The sequence below is a fragment of the Candidatus Poriferisocius sp. genome (assembly GCF_965208355.1).
Classification (GTDB): Bacteria; Actinomycetota; Acidimicrobiia; order Acidimicrobiales; family Bin134; genus Poriferisocius.
In genome coordinates this window covers 1,917,759-1,935,041 of record NZ_CBDBOM010000003.1, presented here as the reverse complement: position 1 = coordinate 1,935,041, position 17,283 = coordinate 1,917,759, and the positions used below count along the sequence as shown (strand labels likewise).

The window sequence follows — 17,283 nt, the reverse complement described above, 5'->3', positions numbered from 1 at the left end:
GTTTGGGCCTAGTGCCTTCTGGTGGCGGTGAAGAGCTGGGCGATTCCGCCGGAGAGCTGCGAATGCTGGACCGCGTCGAACCCGCGCCCGGCCAAGAGGTCGAGCATCTCCTCGGTGGGGGGCATGTAGGCCACTGATTTGGGGAGGTACTCGTAAGCGGCCCGGTCTGAAAGCAGACCGCCGATCAACGGGATCACCTTGCCGAAGTACACGCGGTGGCCGAGTCGCATGATCGGGTTCGACGGCTCAGCCACCTCCAGCAAAGAGACCCGTCCCCCCGGGCGCACAACCCGAGCCAACTCGGCGAACAACCCGTCCAGATCCACCACGTTGCGCAGGGCGAACCCGCAGGTGATGCCGTCGGCGCTCTCCGGTGGGACCGGAAGGCATAGGGCGTCGCCCAGCACCATGGGGGCGCTCAGCTTGCCCGAGTCCCGGTACTTCTGGGCCGCTCGGAGCATGCCAGCCGACAGGTCGAAGCCCACGGCGCGGTATCCGGCGGATTCCAGGTCGCGGCACAGATCACCGGTACCGCAGGCCAGGTCGAATACCAGCGACTGCGACGGCAGCCCCAGCTCCCGCACCGACCGTCGCCGCCAACGGCAGTCCATGCTGAAGGTCAGAAGGCGATTGAGCAGGTCGTAGCGGGGGGCGATGGCATCGAACATCGACCGCACCGCCGCCACTTTGTCTTGGCCTTGAGGCAGCGAGGGGTCAGCACTCATTGGACAGCCACCTTGTCCTGACCCTGGGGGAGTGAAGAATCCGAGTTCATTCCACAGTGTGCCGATAGGCCCGGTTGGTGGAGCGGTGGTCGAATCGCAAGCGGTGATAGGTGGCCACCGCGGGATCGTTGTCCGACTCCACATAGAGGAATCCCACCGTGAGCCCCTGGTCGGCCAGGTGGTCGAGGCCGGCCAGGGTCATGGGCTTGCCCAGTCCTTGGCCGTGGAAGTCGGGGTCCACCGCGATGGCGTAGATCTCGCCAGACGGCGGCGTCTCATCGGGGTGGACCTTGGTCCAGCAGAAGCCGGCCAGTCGGCCATCTTGCTCGTAGAGGCGGAATCCCTCGGCGTCGAACCAGCTCTCGGCCATGCGCTCGGCCAAATCGGCGGCGGTCAAGCCCCCCTGTTCGGGGTGCCAGTGGAAGGCCCGGTTGTTCACCGCTAGGAATTCTTCGTCGTCGGGGCCGGGCACGAACGCCCGAGTGGTGATGGTGGCGCGCGGTGCGGGCAGCGGCCGCTGCATCCGCCACAGGTCCCGGTAGGGCTGAAAGCCGAGATCGGCGGCGAAAGCGTCATCGTGATCGGCTGCTTGCTCAATCCAGAGTTGCACCGACTCGCCGGTCTCGGCGCCGGCGATCACCTGCTGAATCTGGTCGGCGGCGGCTTCGCCTCGGGCCATGTCGGGGGCGATGGTGACGGACCAGGCGAACTCTCCCTGGTGGGGTCGAGAAACCGTCAGCGTCACAAAACCTACGGTAGCGGCCCCAATCGCCGACTCCGGACAAATTCCAAGGTTGCGACCCCCATTGCCGAATCAAGAGTCAGGGTCGTTACCATGCGGTCGATGGCGAGGCCGCGCACCCCCAAAGGGAGAGCCAAGCGGACGCACGAGCTGCTGGCCCAGGAGTATCCCGAGGCAGTGTGCGAGCTGGACCACGCGAACCCGTTCCAGCTGTTGGTGGCCACCATCTTGTCGGCCCAGTGCACCGACAAACGGGTGAACATGGTCACCCCTGACTTGTTCTCCGCCTATCCGACGCCCGAGAGTTTGGCTGAAGCGCCGTTGGCCCACGTGGAGGAGTTGATCCGCTCTACCGGTTTCTTCGCTACCAAGGCTCGCAACATCGTGGGCATGGCCCAAGACCTGGTCAACCACTTCGACGGCCAAGTTCCGGGAAAGATGTCCGATTTGGTGAGCTTGCCGGGGGTGGGCCGCAAGACCGCCAACGTGGTCCGCAGCGTGGCCCTGGGATTGCCCGGCTTGCCAGTGGACACCCATGTGGCCCGCATAACCGGACTGCTGGGCATAACCGAGCACAAGGACCCGGTGAAGATCGAGTTGGAGCTGAACCCCATGGTGCCGGCCGCCGAGCGGGGCGAGTTCTCCCTGCGGCTCATCCTCCACGGCCGCCGGGTGTGCATAGCCCGACGCCCCCGCTGCCACGAGTGCGTGCTGGCCACCTTTTGCCCGTCCGCCGGCGACTGAAGTCAGGCGGCCTGTGAAGGCGGACCACTAGGGTGACATCTCGCGCGTACAACTGAACTAGACGGGAGCAACCAGCATGAAAGCGGCACGATTGGTTGACGGCAACCTGAGCATTTTGGACGTACCGGTGCCAGAGCCGGGCTTTGAGGAGGCGTTGATCCGCATCACCTCGTCGGGGGTGTGCCACTCCGACCTCCACCTGGCCAGGGGCGATTGGGTTGGCGTCTCGGGCATCGAAGTGCTGGGCCACGAGGCCATCGGCGTGGTGGAGGCGCTGGGGCCGGGGGCCGAGCGCTACAGCCAGGTGGGCGACCGGGTGATCCTCGGGCTCGGTGGCACCGGCGGCGGTTTCTGGTGCGGGGCTTGTGAATTCTGCCTGCGGGGCGAGCCCCGGCACTGCCCGCAGACCCAGGGGATCATGGGCACCTTCGCCGAGCAGTTCTGCGTATGGGCCAAGTCGCTGGTGGTGCTGCCCGAATCAGTGGGCGACGATCAGGCCGCCCTGGCCTGCGGCGGGCTCACCGCCTACGGGGCGGTGAAGAAGCTGTTCCGCAACCAGGTGCCCCCGGGCCGCTGGGTGGCCATCATCGGCGCCGCCGGCGGGCTGGGCCACTATGCGGTGCAGATCGCCAAGGCGTTGGGCTACAAGGTGATCGGCGTCGACATCGGGGCTGCTCGGCTGGAATTCGTCGAGTCGCTGGGCGCCGACATGGCGGTCAGCGCCGACGACGCCCTTGAAAAGGTGACGAGTGATATCGGCGGGGTGGACGCCAGCATCGTGTTCTCGGCCGCCATGGCCGGGTTCACCCTTGGCTTTAGGCTGCTGCGGCCCAAGGGGCTGTTTGTGGCCGTCGGCTTGCCCCCCACCAGCGAGGGCAACATCGAGCTGAACCCGTTCGAGTTCTTCATGAGGGACGCAACCCTCATCTACTCCGCAGTGGGCACCGTGCAGGACATGCGCGAGCTGGTGGACATGGCCGCCGCCGGACAGGTGACCACCCACGTCGGGCGCACCGGCCCTCTGTCGGAGCTAGACGCCATCTTCGACGAACTCCAGTCCGGTAAGTATGTCGGCCGGGCGATAATCGACGACTTGGCCAACTAGCGGGTCCCGGCCCGTGCCAGGGCTATGCCCCCTCGGCGAGGGCGGGCATGACCTTGTCGACCACTAGCTCGAGCGTCTCCCAGCCGATGGCGGGGTCGATGCCCCCGCACAGGGGATGGAGGGTGGCCGCCCCCTTGGTGCGGACCAGCTCGACGCACTGGTCCGGGGTGAGCACCTCAAACTGGCCGGAGGCCTTGAGATCGGCCACATCTTCGGCGTCCACGTGCCAGCCGGAGCGCTGGTCGGGGTACTGCCAGCTGGCGTAGGCCGCGGCGTCGTACAGCATGTTGGGGCCGATCTTGGCCCACAGTGCATCGGGATCCTCGGTCACCAGAACCAGCCCAGGACCGTCGGGCGCCATGGCGAACGCCCCCTCGAACCCGATCTCGGCGGCCTCGGCGTAGTACAGGTCCACCAGCTCCTGATCGCCGATGGGCGGCATGTAGGGCAGGCGCAGTCGGGCGGCCCGCTTGGCCGACGCCGGCACCGAGCCGCCCACCATCACAATGGGGTGGGGCTGGGTCACCGGCTTGGGGGTGACCCACACCGTGCGCCCTTCGTACTCGAACGGCTCGCCGGTCCAGGCCTGCTGCATGACCTTGATGGCCTCTTCGGTGTCGCGGCCTCGGCGAGTGCGGTCTTTGCCGAACATCTCGAATTCGAATTCCCGGTATCCCAGGCCGGCGATGGTGATGAACCGGCCCGGCGCCATCAGGTCGATGGTGGCGATGTCCTCGGCCAGCCGCAGCGGGTCGTGGTAGGGCACCAGAAGGGCCGACAGCGTACACATCAGGTTGTCGGTGGCTCCCAGGATGGCGGCGGAGATGGCCAGCGGCGCCGACATGAATCCGTCTTCGGTGCCGTGGTGCTCACTGGTGATGGCCCCGGCGAAGCCCCGGGTGTCGGCCCACTTCACCATCTCCAACATGGCCCGGTATTGATCGCCATGGGTCACCTCGGTAAACGGCGGCGTCCGCAGGTCAAAGCGCAGATTGAACATTTCTTCTCCCGGTCAGCTCGATGGGCCTTTGTAGGATTGCAGATTTACAGACTCCGGGTGAGCCGGTCGAGCCGGCGGGTGGCCCCTCGCAGGCTCCGCTCCACCTCGTAGAGCTCAAAGGCCACGTCCTCTCGGTAGGTGCCCTCGTAGCGCCGGGCCACATCGGCCACCCGCACGGCGAGATCACCCATCACACTGCTCATCGAGCCGAGCTCTGCCCCATCGGCCGCCGTTGTCCTGTCATCCACGGCAAGGTTCTATCGCATAACCAGGCCGCCGGTTTCCTTGACAACCTGTCAAACCCTTCGTGGCGGGGGGATATGGGCCTGTAGTTTTGGGGGTCGTGCTAGACCGAGTGGACCTGCGGGGCGTGGGAGACATTGCTGGCCGTTTGCCTCGGCCTGAGCCTGTTTCTGAGGGCTCGGTGGCCGCGGTCCGCGAGATCATCGAGGCGGTGCGGGCCGACGGGGATGCCGCCCTGGCCCGCTATACCGAGCAATTCGACGGTGTTGTCCCCTCGGGTTGGCGGGTTTCTCCTGCCGAGATGGCCGCGGCCCGAGATCGAGTCGATCCCGCGCTGCGGGCTGCGCTGGAAGCCGCCGCCGATTCCATCGCTGAGTTCCACCGAGAGCAGGCTTCCAAAGAGCAGACCCACAGCCGCCAGGGAATCACCATCCGCAGTTGGGATCAGCCGGTGGGCCGGGCGGGCTGTTATGTGCCCGGGGGCCGGGCTGCTTACCCGTCTACGGTGCTTATGACTGCGCTGCCGGCGCGGGCCGCGGGGGTGGGCCAGGTGGTGCTGTGCGTGCCTCCCGGGCCTGAAGGCCAGGTTGCCGATGTGACCTTGGCCGCGGCGGCTATCGCCGGAGTCGACGAGGTGTATGCGGTGGGTGGCGCCCAAGCCATTGCCGCCATGGCCTATGGCACCGAGTCGGTGGGGGCGGTCGATGTGATCGTCGGGCCGGGCAATGTCTATGTAGCCATCGCCAAGCAATTGGTGGCTGGGTCTGTTGGCGTACCGGCAGCCTTCGCCGGACCGTCGGAGGTAGTGGTGGTGGTTGATGGGACGACTCCGGCGGAATACGCCGCCGTCGACCTGATCGTGCAGGCCGAACACGGTCCCGATGGCTTGGCCTGGCTCATCACCTGGGATGCGGGGGCGGCTGACGCCGTTACCGGCGCCGTCGCTGATTTGCTGGTCGATGCCGCACGCTCGGATGACATCGCGGCCACATTCGACCGCAGCGGCCACATCGTGCTGGTCGATGGCCCCAAATCCGCCGCCGAGGTGGTCAACTTCATCGCCCCCGAGCACTTGCAGGTGATGACCGAGGCACCGGAGGCGGTCATCGACGGAGTTCAGAACGCCGGGGCCATTTTCCGGGGTCCGCTGGCACCGGCGTCCATCGGCGACTACGTGGCCGGCCCCTCCCACGTACTGCCCACCAACGGCACCGCTCGCTTTGCCGGTGCCTTGAGCGTGCGGGACTTCACCAAGCCCATGCACGAGATCTCCGTAGACGCTGAAGGTCTGGCCGCGGTCGGACCCCATGTGGCCGCCATCGCCGATGCCGAGGGATTGGATGCCCACGCCCAATCCATTCGCTTGCGCGGCTTCGGCGACGGAGTTCAGAGAGGAAACAACGATGAGTAGCCCTGACCGCCTGCCAGTGAGAGAGAACCTGGCCCTCATGTCTGGCTACCACTCGCCGCAGCTCGACGTGGCTGTGCGGCTCAACACCAACGAGTCGCCGGTGCCCCCGCCCGAAGGATGGGCGGAGGCTCTGCGGGCGGCCCAGGCCGATATCGACTGGCACCGCTATCCCGACCGGGGGGCTCACGAGCTGCGAGCCGCGTTGGCCAAGCACGAACGGGTCGCGCCCGAGCAGGTGTTCGCGGCCAACGGCTCCAATGAGGTTCTCCAGTGCCTGATGCTGGCATTCGGCGGACCGGGACGCGCCGCGCTGACCTTCGAACCCACATACGCCCTTCACTCCCACATCTCCCGGCTGGCCGCTACCGAGGTGGTCACCGGCGAACGCAATGAGGACTTCTCGCTGGACGCCGACTATGCCGCGGCCATGGTGGCCGAGCACCGCCCGGCTGTCACCTTCCTGTGCTCGCCCAACAACCCCACCGGCATGGTGGAGCCGCCGCAGTTGGTCGAGAGGCTGCTGGCCGACGTCACGGCGCTGCCCGGCTTGCTGCTGATGGATGAGGCCTACGGCCAGTTCGACCCCCACACCTCGGTTGACCTGGTGGATGAGGGTCGGCCGCTGGCGGTGACCCGCACCTATTCCAAAACCTGGTCAATGGCCGCCGCCCGGCTCGGCTACCTAGTCGGACCATCGTGGTTGGTAGCCGAACTGGAGAAATCGGCGCTGCCCTACCACCTCGACACCATGAAGCAGATCGCCGGCCGTCTGGCATTGGACTACGAGGACGAGATGAACGAGCGGGTGGCCATGCTGGTGGCCGAGCGGGAGCGGATCGCCGCGGCCCTAGACCAGCTCCCGGTCCGCCATTGGCCCTCGGGAGCCAACTTCATGTTGCTGCGGCCGGACTCCGGCGACGGCGACGCAGTTTGGCAGGGTCTCGTGGATCGGTCGGTGCTCGTGCGAAACTGTTCTTCTTGGCCCCGGCTCGCCGGTTGCCTTCGGGTCACCGTGGGATCGCCGGCCGAGAACGACGCGTTCTTGTCCGCATTGAGTGAGGTGCTGACATGACAGACACATCCCGAACCGCCACCGCATCTCGGAGTACGGCCGAGACCAGCATCGACATCGCCATCGACATCGACGGCAACGGCCAGGGTACGGCGACCACTGGGTTGCCGTTCTTCGACCACATGTTGAGCCAGCTGGGCCGCCACGGCGGATTCGAGTTGAAAGTGGAAGCCTCCGGTGATCTGGAGATCGACGCCCACCACACCGTGGAAGACGTCGGCATCCTGCTGGGGACGTGTTTCGCTGAGGCCCTGGGCGACAAGGCCGGGGTGCGCCGGTTCGCGTCCATAGCGGTACCGCTGGACGAGGCCGTGGTAGAAGCGGTGGTCGACCTGTCGGGTCGGCCATTCCTGCACTATGACGTGAGCCCGCCGGGCCAGAAGATCTTGGGCGACCCGCCGTTCGACCCCCAGCTTTGCGAGGAGTTCTGGCGGGCCTTCGCCACCTCGGCCGCGCTGACGCTGCACATCACCATGATTCGGGGCCGCAACACCCACCACATCATCGAGGCCAGCTTCAAGGCGGTGGCCCGGGCGCTGCGCGACGCCGTGCGGGTGGAAGGCACCGCCATCCCCTCCACCAAAGGGGTTCTGTGAACCGACCGCTGATAGCGGTGTTGGACTACGGGATAGGCAACCTCCGCTCGGCCCAGAAGAGCCTGGAGCGGATGGGGGCCGACGCCCGGCTGACTGCCGATACCGGGCTGATTGCCGACGCTGCCGGGGTGGTTCTGCCCGGCGTGGGGGCGTTCGGGCCTTGCATGGCCGCGCTCTGCGACACCGGGCTCGACGAGCAGGCCCGGGCCGCGGCAGCCGACGGACGGCCGTTTCTGGGCATCTGCATCGGCTTGCAGCTTCTCTACGAAGGCTCCGAAGAAGCGCCGGGGGTAGCTGGCCTGGGCATATTGCCCGGCACGGTGCACTTGTTGCCCGGCAACGTGAAGCGGCCCCAGATGCAGTGGAACCGCCTGGAGGTGCGCAGTCCCAGCCCGCTGCTCGAGGGCCTCGACGGTGCTTGGGTGTACTTTGTGCACTCCTACGCCGCGCCGATGGCCGACAATGTGGCCGCGACCTGCGACTACGGCGGCCCGGTGGCCGCGGCGATTGCCGACAACAACGTGTGGGCCACGCAGTTCCACCCTGAGAAGTCGGCCCACCCCGGCCTGCGACTGCTGGAGAACTTTGTGAACCAGGCCCGCACCGCAGCGGTGGGGGCCTGAGATGCAGCTCTACCCGGCCATCGATCTGCGGGGCGGACGCTGTGTGCGGCTCTACCAGGGATCGTACGACGCCGAAACCGCCTACAGCGACGATCCGGTGGGCCAGGCCCAGCAGTTCGCCGACGCGGGGGCCTCATGGCTGCACGTTGTGGACCTGGATGCGGCCCGCACCGGCGACCCGGTCAACTTGGCGGTGATTGCTGCCATTGCCGACGCGGTGGATGTGCCGGTGCAGACCGGCGGGGGAGTCCGCAGCCTTGACGCCGCTGCCGCGCTGGCCGACGCCGGGGTGGCTCGGGTGGTGATCGGCACTGCTGCGGTGGAGACGCCGGAGCTGGTGGAAAAGGTGGCGGCCCGCCAGCCGGTGGCGGTGGGGTTGGACGCCCGGGGTCGGGAAGTGGCCACCCACGGGTGGGAGCAGGGCGGCGGCGGAGACCTGCTGGAGCTGGCCGCCCGCTTTGAGTCCTCGGGGGCCGAGGCGGTGGTGGTCACCGAGATCAGCCGGGACGGCACTATGAGCGGCCCCGACACTGACGGCCTGGCCGCCGTTCTGGCCGCCACTGGCCTGGCGGTGATCGCCTCCGGCGGGGTGGCAAGGGTTGAAGACCTGGGCGAGTTGGCGGCCATCGGCGACCACCGCCGACGGCTGGCTGGCGTAATCGTGGGCCGAGCGCTCTATGAGGGGCGCTTCACCGTGGAGCAGGCCTTGGAGGCGTTGGCCTCATGAGCACGCCGTCAAACGTGCCCAGCAACGCCCGGGTCATTCCCTGCTTGGATGTGGACGCCGGCCGGGTGGTCAAGGGAGTCAACTTCGTGGACCTCGCCGACGCCGGCGATCCGGTGGAGCTGGCCGCCCTCTACGACCAGCAGGGCGCCGATGAGGTGGTGTTTCTGGACATCACCGCATCGTCCGATCAGCGGGAGACCACCCTGGAATTGGTCCACCGCACCGCTGAGGAGGTGTTCATCCCCTTCACCATTGGCGGGGGCATCCGCACGGTGGACGACGCCCGGCGCCTGCTGCGGGCCGGGGCCGACAAGGTGTCGGTGAACACCGCGGCGGTCAATCGCCCCGAGCTGGTGGCCGAGATCGCCGACGAGTTCGGCAGTCAGTGCGCGGTGGCCTCCATTGACGCCCGTCGCATCAACGGTGGGGCTTTCCCCTTCGAGGTGTTCACCCACGGGGGCCGCACTCCCACCGGGGTCAATGCCATCGAGTACGCCATCCGGGTGACGGAGTTGGGTGCGGGGGAGATCCTGCTCACCTCAATGGACCGCGACGGCACCCGCGATGGCTTCGACCTAGAGCTGACCCGGGCGGTGGTGGAGGTGACCAACGTGCCGGTGATCGCCAGCGGGGGAGTGGGCACCCTCGATCACCTGGTTGAGGGCGTGCTGGAAGGCAAGGCCGATGCCGTGCTGGCCGCCTCAATCTTCCACTTCAGAGAGCACACCGTGGCCGAGGCCAAGTCACATATGGCCGCGGCCGGGATCCCCATCCGGCCTGCCGACGCCTGACCGGGCGGAGAGCCGCGGCTACAGCTCGGCCAGGTAGTCGTCGATCAGCTCGTTGAGCTTGTCGGTGCGGCCGACGAGGAAGTGGTCAGCACCGCCAATGGGGTGGATCTCGGCGTTGGTCCAGTCGGCCACTGTCGATCGGGCCTCGTCGGGAGGATTGAACTGGTCCCGCTCGGGCACGGCCAGCCACTTGGGCCGGGGATCGGTAGCGGCCCTGAAGCGGTCGGCGTTGACCACCCGCAGCGGCGGGGCCACCAGGAACCAGCCGGCCAGCTCCGGTGCATCGCAGGTCAAGGCCATGTCGGCCCCGAACGACCATCCGGCCAGCACCAGCGGGCACTGCTCCTCACCGACCGCGGCCACGGCCTCCACTGCCGCCCGCACATCCAGCTGCTCGCCCTCGCCAAAATCGTGCTCACCCTCCGAACCCCCGACCCCTCGGAAGTTGAACCGCAGCACCGCGCACCCCGAGTTCACCAAGTGGGTGAACAGGATGGAAACCACCAGGGAGTGCATGTTGCCCCCGTACTGGGGATGGGGGTGAGCTATCACCACCCGGTTCCGGGGTCCGGCGGGCACCGCCCACTGGGCCTCGAGGCTGAGACCGTCGGCTGTAGCCAAAGTAGTGGCGGTCGGCGTTGGGGCGGTCGGCCCGAAGTCGTCTGTCATATGCCGGTCACGGTAGCGTTGTCACCCCATGGCCAAGGCAGCAAACTCCGCAAGCAAGGTCGCGCCCGAGGACAAGCTCCCCATCAAGATGCTCAACGACCGCATCCTGGTGCAGCTCGATATCCCTGAGGGGGAGCGGCGATCCACCGGCGGCATTCTCATCCCGGCCACCGCCCAGGTGGGCAAGCGCCTGGCCTGGGCCGAAGCCATTGCGGTGGGCCCCAATGTCCGCACGGTGGAGTCGGGCGACCAGGTGCTGTTCAACCCCGAAGACCGCTATGAAGTGGAAGTTCGGGGTGCTGACTACCTCATCCTGCGGGAACGGGACATCCACGCCGTGGCCGCCCCTCGCCTCGACGAGGGAAGCACCGGCCTCTACCTCTGATGCAACAGCATCTCTGATCCGGGCCCGACCCTGGTTTGGCTCGGAATTGGCTCTAATGCGGACAGGGTCTGCTCCTACGATGGGACGATGCCGGCAATCACGCCAATAGAAGCTGCCCCTGGAGCGCTGGACAAGGTGGCGTTCAACGACGACGGGCTGGTGCCCGCCATCGTCCAGGAGCACGAGGGGGGCCGGGTGCTGATGATGGCGTGGATGAACCGGGAGTCGCTAGAGCGCACCTTGGAAACCGGGCGCACGTGGTTCTGGAGCCGGTCCCGCCAGGAGTACTGGTGCAAGGGGGAGACCTCCGGCGACCGCCAGTACGTTCGGGAGGCGTATTACGACTGCGATGGAGACACGTTGCTGTTCATGGTGGAGCAGGAGGGCCGAGGGGCGTGCCACACCGGGGAGTATTCGTGCTTCTTCACGTCATTCGACGAGCCGGTGCCGCCGTCGGAGTGATCTTTCCGCCATGTCTGTGATCAGCCCCGATCGCCGCGAATTCCATCGGCTGGCCGCCGCCGAATGGACAGTGGTTCCGGTGTGGCGGGAACTGGTGGCCGACCTCACCACCCCGGTGGCGGCTTTCGTCCGCACCGTGGGTGACGAACCCGGCTTTCTGCTGGAGTCGGTGGAGCACGGCGAGCGCTGGAGCCGTTTCTCCTTCATCGGCCGTCGTCCACTGGGCACCCTGGTGGCCCGGGGCAACGATGTCTCCGCCACGGGGGAGTTCCCCGAGGGAACCCCGCTCGACCAGGGGATTCTGGCGGCAATCGAGCACATCTTGTCGCAATGGCGGTCCCCGATCATGGACGAACTGCCTCCGCTGCACGGCGGGCTGGTGGGCTATTTGGGCTACGACGTGGTGAGGGAGGTGGAGCATCTCCCCGATATCCCCGACGACGACCAAGGTTTGCCCGACGCGGTGATGTCGGTGATCGGGGAGCTGGCCGTTTTCGACCACTGGCGCCAGCGGGTCACGCTGATCGAGAACGTGATCATCCCCCCGGGCGCGTCAGCGGCTGAGATCGATGCCGCCTATGACGGCGCCATCGACGCCTTGGAGCAGTTGGCTGCCGATGGGGCCCGACCGGTGGCCGAGCCGCTGCTGGAGCCTCCGTCAGAGGACGAGGAGTTGCCTGAGGTGGTGTCCAGCATGGGTTCGCAGACCTTTTGCGACGCGGTGGAGGTGGCCAAGGAGCACATCCTGGCCGGGGACATCTTCCAAGTTGTGCTGGCCCAAAGATACGACTTCGACCTGGGGGCCCAGCCCTTTGATGTGTACCGCTCGTTGCGCCAGGTGAATCCCAGCCCTTACATGTACTTCGTGCGCCTGCCTGAGGTGTCGCTGGTGGGCTGCTCGCCGGAGCCGATGGTGCAGCTGCTCAACGGAAGGGTCATATCCCGGCCCATCGCCGGTACCCGCCGCCGGGGGCGCACCGAGGCCGAGGAGCGCCGCATGGCCGCTGAGCTGTCCGAGCACCCCAAGGAGATCGCCGAGCACATCATGCTGCTCGATTTGGCCCGCAACGACGTCGGCCGGGTGGTGACCTTCGGCACCGAGACGGTGGACGAGATGATGACCCTGGAACGGTACAGCCACGTCATGCATCTGACCTCGCAGGTGTCGGGCGAGTTGGCCTCCGGGCGCACTCCGGTGGACGTGCTGAGGGCCACCTTGCCGGCGGGCACCGTGTCGGGCGCGCCCAAGGTGCGGGCCATGGAGATCATCGACGATCTGGAGCCGGTGAAGCGCGGCCCCTACGCCGGCGTGGTGGGCTACCTGGACTTCTCGGGCAACATCGACACCGCCATCGCCATCCGCACCATGGTCATCCAGGGGGGACGGGCCTCGGTGCAGGCTGGGGCGGGAATCGTGGCCGACAGCATTCCCGAACAAGAGGATCTGGAGTGCCGCAACAAGGCCCGGGCCCTGCTGTTGGCCGTGCCCGCCGCACGGCGGATGAACCGGGGGCGCTCGCAGTGAGCGGCCTAGTGGACCTGTCAACTTCGATAGGGGCCTGCCCCGTCGAGCGGAGCGTGCTGGCGGTGTCCGGTCCCGACGCCGAAGCCTTTCTGCAAGGCCAGCTCAGCCAGGACGTCGCGGCGCTGGAACCCGGCCAGTCGGCCTGGTCGCTCATCTTGCAGCCCCAGGGGCGCATCGACGCCTTCGTGCGGGTCACCCGGCAGGCCGCCGACCGCTTCGTCCTCGACACTGATGGCCCGCTGGAGCAGCTCGACGCCCGGCTCCGGCGGTTCATGCTGCGCACCGATGTGACCCTGGAGCCGCTCGATTGGCGGTGCATTGCGATGCGAGGACCGGGGGCAGAAGACGCCGCCGTTTCCGGCGATATTGTGGCCTCGGTGCCAACCGGCGGCGTCGATGTGCTGGGCCCCGATCCCGCCGTGCCGGGAGACGTTCCCGCCGTGGACTCCGCAGCGCTGGAAGCCCATCGGATCAGATCCGGGTTCCCCCGCATGGGAGTCGACATCGACGACCGCACCATTCCCGCTGAAGCTGAGATCGTCGACTTCACGGTGAGCTTCACCAAGGGGTGCTTCACCGGCCAGGAACTGGTGGCCCGCATGGACTCCCGGGGCAGCAGCGCCCCCCGCTATCTGCGGCTTTTGACCTTGGAAGGACACGTCGAGTTGGCCGGCGGGGAGTCCATAGTCGGCGCCGACGGGTCCGAGGTAGGCACCGTCACCAGCGCCGCCGGGGACGCCATGGCCGGGGCCACGGTGGCGTTGGGCTACATCAAGCGATCCGTGGACATGCCCGCCGAGGTGGAGGTAGCCGGCTGCCCGGCCCAGGCCGCGGCCGTTCCCCGGTAACAATCGCGATCTCACGGGAACCAGCCGGTAGTTTTGGGGCAGTGTTCATCAAGATCTGCGGCATCACCAACGCCGACGACGCCCTGCTGGCCACCGCATTGGGGGCCGACGGGTTGGGTTTCATCATGGCCCCGTCATCCCGCCAGATCGCTCTGCCCCGGGTAGAGGAGATCGTCCGGCGGCTTCCTTCCGGCGTGCTCACCGTGGGGGTATTCAAAGATGAAGCCCCCAGCAGGGTGATCGAGATTGTCAACCGGTGCGGCCTCAAGGCCGCCCAGCTGTCGGGTCGAGAGAACATGGAAGACACCCGTCTGATTCGAGAGAGCGTGCCGGCGGTGATTAAGGCCTTCCCCGGCGGCAGCCCCGCTTTGTCGGTGGCCGACCGGTATGGCGCCGACATAGTGATGGTGGACTCCGACACCCCCGGTTCGGGCCGAGTGTTCGACTGGTCTCTGGCCGAGGGGGCGCCCGGCGGAATCAGGCTGCTCATGGCCGGCGGTTTGACTCCAGAGAACGTGGCCACGGCCATTGCCAAGGTGCGCCCGTGGGGAGTGGATGTGGCCACCGGTGTGGAGATGTCACCGGGCCGCAAAGACCCGGCCCTACTCCGGGCCTTCATCAACGCCGCTCGGGAAGCAGATCCCGAACGCGGCGGAGCAACCGACGAGGGGTCGGACGAGGACGCTCCCTACAACTGGCAGGAGGAGGGGCTCCGGTGACCGTGGCCGAGCTTTCTGTCCGAGGAGTGCCGCGGTGAGCATGGCCGAGCCCGTCGGCGGGTTGTTCGGGGACTTCGGGGGGCGATTCGTTCCCGAGCCCCTGGTGCCGGCCTGCGAGGAACTGGAGGCCGCATTCCGCTCCGCCTGGGCCGACGACGGCTTTCGCGGCGAGCTGAACCAACTGCTGGCCGACTATGCCGGGCGGCCGTCGCCACTCACCGAGTGCCATCGCCTGTCCGAGGAGATGGGGCTTCGCCTGCTGTTGAAGCGGGAGGACCTCAACCACACTGGCTCCCACAAGATCAACAACGTGCTGGGCCAGGCTCTTTTGGCCGTGCGCATGGGCAAGACCCGCCTGGTGGCTGAGACCGGCGCTGGTCAGCACGGCGTGGCCACCGCCACCGCGGCGGCGCTGTTGGGCCTGGAGTGCGTGGTGTACATGGGCGAGGTGGACATGGAGCGCCAAGCCCTCAACGTCTTTCGTATGCAGCTGCTTGGAGCTGAGGTCCGCTCGGCGGTGTCGGGCAGCCGCACCCTGAAGGACGCCATCAACGAGGCCATGCGCGATTGGGTGGCCACCGTGGAGAACTCCCACTACTGCCTGGGCTCGGTGATGGGCCCCCACCCGTATCCGTGGATGGTACGGGAGCTTCACCGGGTGATCGGCGACGAGGCTCGCGAGCAGTGTCACCAGCTTCTGGGGTCCGACCCCGATGTGGTCACCGCGTGCGTGGGCGGGGGCAGCAACGCCATCGGCATCTTCAGCGGCTTCGTCGATGGCGACGCCGCGCTGGTGGGGGTGGAGCCGGCCGGAGGGGCGGCCATCGGCCGGGGCGTGCCCGGCGTGGTCCACGGCTCCAAGTCGTTCCTGATGCAAGACGAGCACGGTCAGGTGCTGGAGGCCGAGTCGATCTCCGCGGGGTTGGACTATCCCGGCATCGGCCCGGAGCACTCCCATCTGGCCGCCATCGGCCGGGCCCGCTACGAGTCGGTCACCGACGACGAGGTGGTGGCCGCCTTCGAGCTGCTGTCGCGCACCGAGGGGATCATTCCCGCGCTGGAGCCGGCCCATGCCCTGGCCTGGGTCTCGCGGGCCCGCGAAGAACTGGCCGGCCAGTCGGTGCTATTGAACCTGAGCGGGCGGGGCGACAAGGACGTCGACCAGATGATGGACCGACTGGTGGTGGACACCAGCACCAACGGCGACGACGGGCGGGCTGGGTGAGCACTGAACCCGGCCCAATGGAAGCCGCCTTGCGGGCCCGGCGCTCTCAAGGCGGCAAGGCACTGGTGCCGTACCTGACTGGGGGGCTGGGCGACTGGCAGACGGCGCTGGCCGCGGCCGCCGATGCGGGGGCCGACGCCATCGAAGTGGGCATTCCGTTCTCCGACCCGGTGATAGACGGCCCGGTCATCCAGGAGGCCAACGACCGGGCGCTGGCCGACGGGGTAACGCCTTTAGCAGTGCTGGATGCCCTCGGACGGCTCGACATCGACGTCCCGCTGGCGGTGATGACCTACTACAACATCGCCTTCCGGTTCGGCCTCGAGCGGTTCGCCTCCGTGCTGGCCGAGCGGGGAGTGGCCGCGGCCATCCTTCCCGATCTGCCCCTGGAGGAGGCGGGTCCCTGGGCCGAGGCGGCCGATGCCGTCGGCGTGGAGACCGTGCTGTTGGCCGCCCCCACCGCCTCCGACGAGCGCCTGGCCCGGATATGCGCCCGAACTCGGGGGTTTGTGTACGGCGTGGGGCTTCTGGGGGTTACCGGGGTGCGCGAGGAGCTGGCCTCGTCCGCAGTGGTCATGGCCGGAAGGCTCAAGCAGATGACCGATGTGCCCGTGCTGGTCGGGGTGGGGGTGGGCACCCCGGAGCAGGCCGATGAGGTTTGCCGGGTCGCCGACGGCGCGGTGGTGGGATCAGCGGTGGTGCGCCGGATGCTCGACGGGGGACCCGCCGCGGTGAGCGAGCTGATAGGGCAGTTCCGCCAAGCCCTGGACTGAGCTTCACCTTTCCCCAGTTGAACTTTGCATTTCTCGTGAGGACTGCTTGACTCTTGGGACTTTGTGTAAGAAGCCGACTGAATTACAATCCCGTAATTCCAATTTCAGGAGGATTCCATGAACAAGTCAGAGTTGGTCAGCGCCATCAGCGAGCGCACTGGCGAGAGCAAGAGTTCCGTGGAGGCGGTTCTCAACAGCCTCGAGAAGACAGTTACCGAACAGGTGATCCTGGGCAACAAGGTGTCGATCACCGGCTTCGTGTCTTTCGAGCAGACCTCTCGGGGCGCCCGCACGGGCCGCAATCCCCGCACTGGCGAGACCATCCAGATTGCCGCCACCAAGGGCTGCAAGGTGAGCGCTGGCGCCCGGCTGAAGGGGGCCGTCAAGGGCACCTGATCCACTAGGGTCAGACCCATGGCTGATTGGCTCTTATCTGCCGGCGATCCTGCGCCGGCATTCAACCTGGAAGATCAAAACGGCAACCAGGTGACTCTGGGCGACTTTGCCGGACGGAAGCTGGCGATCTTCTTCTTTCCCAAGGCGCTCACCCCTGGTTGAACGAATCAGGCAATCGGCGTGCGTGACATCGCCACAGAACGCGGAATCGCCGCAGTAGGCATCAGCGGGGACAAGCCCGACCGCCAGAAGCGGTTCGACGAGAAGTGCGATCTCGGGTACTCGCTGCTGTCTGATCCCGACCACGAGGTGGCCGAGGCCTTCGGGGTATGGCGGGAGAAGAAGATGTACGGCAACACGTATTTGGGCATCGTCCGCTCGGCCTTCTTGGTGGCTGAAGACGGGTTGATTGAGCACGCCTGGTACAAGATCAGCCCCAAGAACACCGCCTCCAACCTGGCTGACGCCCTGCCCGAGGACTAGCCAGGCAGGAGCGCTTCCT

The 17,283-nt window shown here is 67.1% G+C and carries 22 protein-coding genes; 17 read left to right on the top strand and 5 right to left on the bottom strand.

All coding sequences use genetic code 11. The annotated features are described in order from the left end of the window. Positions 1 to 8: 8 nt before the first annotated feature. Together ACOGXH_RS10250 and mshD are read right to left on the bottom strand one after the other, a co-directional pair. A complete protein-coding gene (locus ACOGXH_RS10250) occupies positions 9 to 725 on the bottom strand; it encodes a ubiquinone/menaquinone biosynthesis methyltransferase (RefSeq protein WP_419929006.1) in 717 nt (238 codons plus the stop codon). Positions 726 to 771: 46 nt separating this feature from the next. Further along, positions 772 to 1,470: a mycothiol synthase gene (mshD, locus tag ACOGXH_RS10245; protein ID WP_419929005.1), complete on the bottom strand. Its 699-nt coding sequence runs from the start codon at positions 1,468 to 1,470 to the stop codon at positions 772 to 774. Between the two features lie 99 nt (positions 1,471 to 1,569). On the opposite strand from mshD, the gene nth reads away from it, so the two are divergent. Further along, the gene (nth, locus tag ACOGXH_RS10240; protein WP_419929004.1) at positions 1,570 to 2,211 is read left to right on the top strand and encodes an endonuclease III; all 642 of its coding nucleotides are present in this window, start codon (positions 1,570 to 1,572) and stop codon (positions 2,209 to 2,211) included. Between the two features lie 76 nt (positions 2,212 to 2,287). Next, on the top strand, positions 2,288 to 3,316 hold the full coding sequence (locus tag ACOGXH_RS10235) for a zinc-dependent alcohol dehydrogenase (protein ID WP_419929003.1): 1,029 nt from the start codon (positions 2,288 to 2,290) through the stop codon (positions 3,314 to 3,316). A gap of 22 nt (positions 3,317 to 3,338) precedes the next feature. On the opposite strand, the gene ACOGXH_RS10230 is transcribed toward ACOGXH_RS10235, so the two are convergent. Beyond that, positions 3,339 to 4,316 carry an LLM class flavin-dependent oxidoreductase gene (locus ACOGXH_RS10230; protein WP_419929002.1) on the bottom strand — a complete coding sequence of 326 codons (978 nt, stop codon included), beginning with the start codon at positions 4,314 to 4,316 and terminating at the stop codon, positions 3,339 to 3,341. A 44-nt stretch (positions 4,317 to 4,360) separates the two neighbouring features. After that, the gene (locus tag ACOGXH_RS10225; protein WP_419929001.1) at positions 4,361 to 4,564 is read right to left on the bottom strand and encodes a hypothetical protein; all 204 of its coding nucleotides are present in this window, start codon (positions 4,562 to 4,564) and stop codon (positions 4,361 to 4,363) included. 95 nt (positions 4,565 to 4,659) lie between these two features. Between ACOGXH_RS10225 and hisD the strand changes: the two genes are divergently transcribed. The 6 genes from hisD to hisF are packed head-to-tail and all read left to right on the top strand — an operon-like array spanning position 4,660 to position 9,779. Continuing rightward, entirely contained in the window at positions 4,660 to 5,970 is a 1,311-nt protein-coding gene (gene hisD, locus ACOGXH_RS10220) for a histidinol dehydrogenase (protein WP_419929000.1), read from the top strand. Further along, a complete protein-coding gene (hisC, locus tag ACOGXH_RS10215; RefSeq protein ID WP_419928999.1) occupies positions 5,963 to 7,042 on the top strand; it encodes a histidinol-phosphate transaminase in 1,080 nt (359 codons plus the stop codon). Before hisD ends, hisC begins: the two co-directional genes overlap by 8 nt. Next, entirely contained in the window at positions 7,039 to 7,638 is a 600-nt protein-coding gene (gene hisB / locus ACOGXH_RS10210; RefSeq protein ID WP_419928998.1) for an imidazoleglycerol-phosphate dehydratase HisB, read from the top strand. The genes hisC and hisB overlap by 4 nt, the downstream gene beginning before the upstream one ends. Next, on the top strand, positions 7,635 to 8,261 hold the full coding sequence (hisH, locus tag ACOGXH_RS10205) for an imidazole glycerol phosphate synthase subunit HisH (protein ID WP_419928997.1): 627 nt from the start codon (positions 7,635 to 7,637) through the stop codon (positions 8,259 to 8,261). Before hisB ends, hisH begins: the two co-directional genes overlap by 4 nt. A 1-nt stretch (position 8,262) precedes the next feature. Next, complete coding sequence (gene hisA, locus ACOGXH_RS10200) at positions 8,263 to 8,988, top strand: 1-(5-phosphoribosyl)-5-[(5-phosphoribosylamino)methylideneamino]imidazole-4-carboxamide isomerase (protein ID WP_419928996.1); 726 nt, start codon at positions 8,263 to 8,265, stop codon at positions 8,986 to 8,988. Continuing rightward, positions 8,985 to 9,779 (top strand): imidazole glycerol phosphate synthase subunit HisF, encoded by a 795-nt coding sequence (hisF, locus tag ACOGXH_RS10195; RefSeq protein ID WP_419928995.1) that lies wholly within the window; start codon positions 8,985 to 8,987, stop codon positions 9,777 to 9,779. Before hisA ends, hisF begins: the two co-directional genes overlap by 4 nt. Before the next feature lie 18 nt (positions 9,780 to 9,797). On the opposite strand, the gene ACOGXH_RS10190 is transcribed toward hisF, so the two are convergent. Continuing rightward, a complete protein-coding gene (locus ACOGXH_RS10190) occupies positions 9,798 to 10,448 on the bottom strand; it encodes an alpha/beta hydrolase (RefSeq protein WP_419928994.1) in 651 nt (216 codons plus the stop codon). A 28-nt stretch (positions 10,449 to 10,476) separates the two neighbouring features. Between ACOGXH_RS10190 and ACOGXH_RS10185 the strand changes: the two genes are divergently transcribed. The 9 genes from ACOGXH_RS10185 (at position 10,477) to bcp (ending at position 17,264) form a co-directional block, all read left to right on the top strand. Next, positions 10,477 to 10,833: a GroES family chaperonin gene (locus tag ACOGXH_RS10185; RefSeq protein ID WP_419851280.1), complete on the top strand. Its 357-nt coding sequence runs from the start codon at positions 10,477 to 10,479 to the stop codon at positions 10,831 to 10,833. A gap of 87 nt (positions 10,834 to 10,920) precedes the next feature. After that, on the top strand, positions 10,921 to 11,295 hold the full coding sequence (hisI, locus tag ACOGXH_RS10180; protein WP_419928993.1) for a phosphoribosyl-AMP cyclohydrolase: 375 nt from the start codon (positions 10,921 to 10,923) through the stop codon (positions 11,293 to 11,295). A gap of 10 nt (positions 11,296 to 11,305) precedes the next feature. Further along, positions 11,306 to 12,820: an anthranilate synthase component I gene (gene trpE, locus ACOGXH_RS10175; RefSeq protein WP_419928992.1), complete on the top strand. Its 1,515-nt coding sequence runs from the start codon at positions 11,306 to 11,308 to the stop codon at positions 12,818 to 12,820. After that, positions 12,817 to 13,668: a YgfZ/GcvT domain-containing protein gene (locus ACOGXH_RS10170; RefSeq protein WP_419928991.1), complete on the top strand. Its 852-nt coding sequence runs from the start codon at positions 12,817 to 12,819 to the stop codon at positions 13,666 to 13,668. The genes trpE and ACOGXH_RS10170 overlap by 4 nt, the downstream gene beginning before the upstream one ends. Before the next feature lie 41 nt (positions 13,669 to 13,709). Next, positions 13,710 to 14,387, top strand: coding sequence for a phosphoribosylanthranilate isomerase (locus tag ACOGXH_RS10165; protein ID WP_419928990.1), 678 nt, complete (start codon positions 13,710 to 13,712; stop codon positions 14,385 to 14,387). A gap of 40 nt (positions 14,388 to 14,427) precedes the next feature. Continuing rightward, positions 14,428 to 15,612: a tryptophan synthase subunit beta gene (trpB, locus tag ACOGXH_RS10160; protein WP_419930358.1), complete on the top strand. Its 1,185-nt coding sequence runs from the start codon at positions 14,428 to 14,430 to the stop codon at positions 15,610 to 15,612. Next, the gene (gene trpA, locus ACOGXH_RS10155; protein ID WP_419928989.1) at positions 15,609 to 16,385 is read left to right on the top strand and encodes a tryptophan synthase subunit alpha; all 777 of its coding nucleotides are present in this window, start codon (positions 15,609 to 15,611) and stop codon (positions 16,383 to 16,385) included. The genes trpB and trpA overlap by 4 nt, the downstream gene beginning before the upstream one ends. A gap of 117 nt (positions 16,386 to 16,502) precedes the next feature. Next, positions 16,503 to 16,781, top strand: a complete 279-nt coding sequence (locus ACOGXH_RS10150; RefSeq protein WP_419928988.1) for an HU family DNA-binding protein — start codon at positions 16,503 to 16,505, stop codon at positions 16,779 to 16,781. Positions 16,782 to 16,799: 18 nt separating this feature from the next. Then, positions 16,800 to 17,264, top strand: coding sequence for a thioredoxin-dependent thiol peroxidase (bcp, locus tag ACOGXH_RS10145; RefSeq protein ID WP_419928987.1), 465 nt, complete (start codon positions 16,800 to 16,802; stop codon positions 17,262 to 17,264). Positions 17,265 to 17,283 lie beyond the last annotated feature (19 nt).

Bases quoted from the DNA above. Each gene is read 5' to 3' on its own strand.
- ACOGXH_RS10190 (WP_419928994.1), bottom strand. From the start codon at position 10,448: ATGACAGACGACTTCGGGCCGACCGCCCCAACGCCGACCGCCACTACT.
- ACOGXH_RS10250 (WP_419929006.1), bottom strand. From the start codon at position 725: ATGAGTGCTGACCCCTCGCTGCCTCAAGGCCAAGACAAAGTGGCGGCG.
- ACOGXH_RS10185 (WP_419851280.1), top strand. From the start codon at position 10,477: ATGGCCAAGGCAGCAAACTCCGCAAGCAAGGTCGCGCCCGAGGACAAG.
- trpB (WP_419930358.1), top strand. From the start codon at position 14,428: ATGGCCGAGCCCGTCGGCGGGTTGTTCGGGGACTTCGGGGGGCGATTC.
- hisB (WP_419928998.1), top strand. From the start codon at position 7,039: ATGACAGACACATCCCGAACCGCCACCGCATCTCGGAGTACGGCCGAG.
- nth (WP_419929004.1), top strand. From the start codon at position 1,570: ATGGCGAGGCCGCGCACCCCCAAAGGGAGAGCCAAGCGGACGCACGAG.
- trpE (WP_419928992.1), top strand. From the start codon at position 11,306: ATGTCTGTGATCAGCCCCGATCGCCGCGAATTCCATCGGCTGGCCGCC.
- ACOGXH_RS10230 (WP_419929002.1), bottom strand. From the start codon at position 4,316: ATGTTCAATCTGCGCTTTGACCTGCGGACGCCGCCGTTTACCGAGGTG.
- ACOGXH_RS10235 (WP_419929003.1), top strand. From the start codon at position 2,288: ATGAAAGCGGCACGATTGGTTGACGGCAACCTGAGCATTTTGGACGTA.
- hisI (WP_419928993.1), top strand. From the start codon at position 10,921: ATGCCGGCAATCACGCCAATAGAAGCTGCCCCTGGAGCGCTGGACAAG.
- hisF (WP_419928995.1), top strand. From the start codon at position 8,985: ATGAGCACGCCGTCAAACGTGCCCAGCAACGCCCGGGTCATTCCCTGC.
- ACOGXH_RS10150 (WP_419928988.1), top strand. From the start codon at position 16,503: ATGAACAAGTCAGAGTTGGTCAGCGCCATCAGCGAGCGCACTGGCGAG.
- hisC (WP_419928999.1), top strand. From the start codon at position 5,963: ATGAGTAGCCCTGACCGCCTGCCAGTGAGAGAGAACCTGGCCCTCATG.
- hisA (WP_419928996.1), top strand. From the start codon at position 8,263: ATGCAGCTCTACCCGGCCATCGATCTGCGGGGCGGACGCTGTGTGCGG.